The 1,226-nt window shown below is 67.0% G+C and carries 1 protein-coding gene and 1 pseudogene; both read left to right on the top strand.

All coding sequences use genetic code 11. The features are described from left to right. Positions 1–125 precede the first annotated feature (125 nt). Positions 126–398 carry a hypothetical protein gene (locus ACFXAM_RS38820; RefSeq protein ID WP_380298651.1) on the top strand — a complete coding sequence of 91 codons (273 nt, stop codon included), beginning with the start codon at positions 126–128 and terminating at the stop codon, positions 396–398. Between the two features lie 586 nt (positions 399–984). Further along, a pseudogene (locus tag ACFXAM_RS38815) lies at positions 985–1,226 on the top strand (IS701 family transposase); the annotation flags it as partial.

Genomic DNA, 1,226 nt, shown 5'->3' with positions numbered 1-1,226 from the left:
AGAGCTACGCGGCAGGCCTGCACCTCCGCGGATCGATCATGTGGCTGAAGTCTCTGACCCCAGCCACATGATCCGAACCTTGAACAGCTCCTAGCACACGGCTCGGCTCAGGCTAGATTCTCCGGGTGACCGACATCGATCCGCTGGTTCCTGTCCTCGCCGGACTCCTCATCGACAACCCCTGGTTCCTCGACGGTTGTGATGAGGACGAGGTGGATTCCGACGCTGCGGTGGGAGTGATGGAGAGCACCGCCGCGGTGCTCAAGGGCTTGCCTCCCGAGCAGCTCAACCGCTTCCTGTTGGTGATCGGGAATCTCGCCGAAGCCGAGACCAATCCCGGTCGACGTGAGTTCTTGGAGGCGTTCCCGTCTGCCTGCGGACTGGTCGAGGAGGCTTGAGCCGTAGGACTTGTCGGCTCTTCGGGGACGGGCTGCGGTCGATCTTCGATGCACGTCCGACCGAGCTCGGTGCCCGTCGGTCCGTTGCTCGGGTAGGGGTCGGAAGCGGGAGATCGGACACGGACGTGGCCCGGCGGGTGCCGCCCTGCAGAACGGCAGAGGCGGTGCCGGAGCCGAAGCCGGCCTGCGGCTGCGAGCAGCCGCGCCTCCTCACGCGGGTCGGCGGCTGCGAGCAGCCAGCCGAGCCCAGCACCTCGTTCACGCCTGCCTCAGCGCTTTTCCAGGCACACTGCCGTCTCTGCGGCGTTACCTACGAGCGGCCCTGGCGGAGGATCACCGCCTGGTAGCCTGCGCCGCGCTAGGACTGGACGACACGTTCAGCACTCAGCGGCCGCCGGCGATCCTGCCGACCTGCCACTCGGGCAGCTTGGACTGGGCACTCTCCGGCCGCGTCCGATACCGGCATTCCAGCCGTGGGTGCCGGCGCTGGTGACCAGCGTGAAGGGTGCCTGCCCGCGCGTTGAAAGGACTAGTACTGCAACGGTGCTTACCGTGACGTTCGTCGGATCTGCTCGTTGGATTGTTCATGGGTGGGGACATATCCGAGGTCGATGCTCGTCGCTGGTCGGACGGACTGGCTCGGCTGCACGGGCGGTTTGCACATCGGTTCGCGCGGAGTGAGTCGCGGGAGTCCGCGCTGGCGTACATGCGGGGTCTGCTGGCGCCGTTGGAACGCAAGAACGGCTGGACGGTGGCCGAGGAGGCGGGTCACGGTGGCCCGGACCGGATCCAGCGGCTGCTGAACCGGATCGACTGGGACGCGGACGG

Origin of the sequence: Kitasatospora sp. NPDC059462, assembly GCF_042749955.1 — a bacterium.
Classification (GTDB): domain Bacteria; phylum Actinomycetota; class Actinomycetes; order Streptomycetales; family Streptomycetaceae; genus Kitasatospora.
Note: the sequence above shows the minus strand (reverse complement) of the source record. Positions and strands in the feature narration are given on the sequence as shown.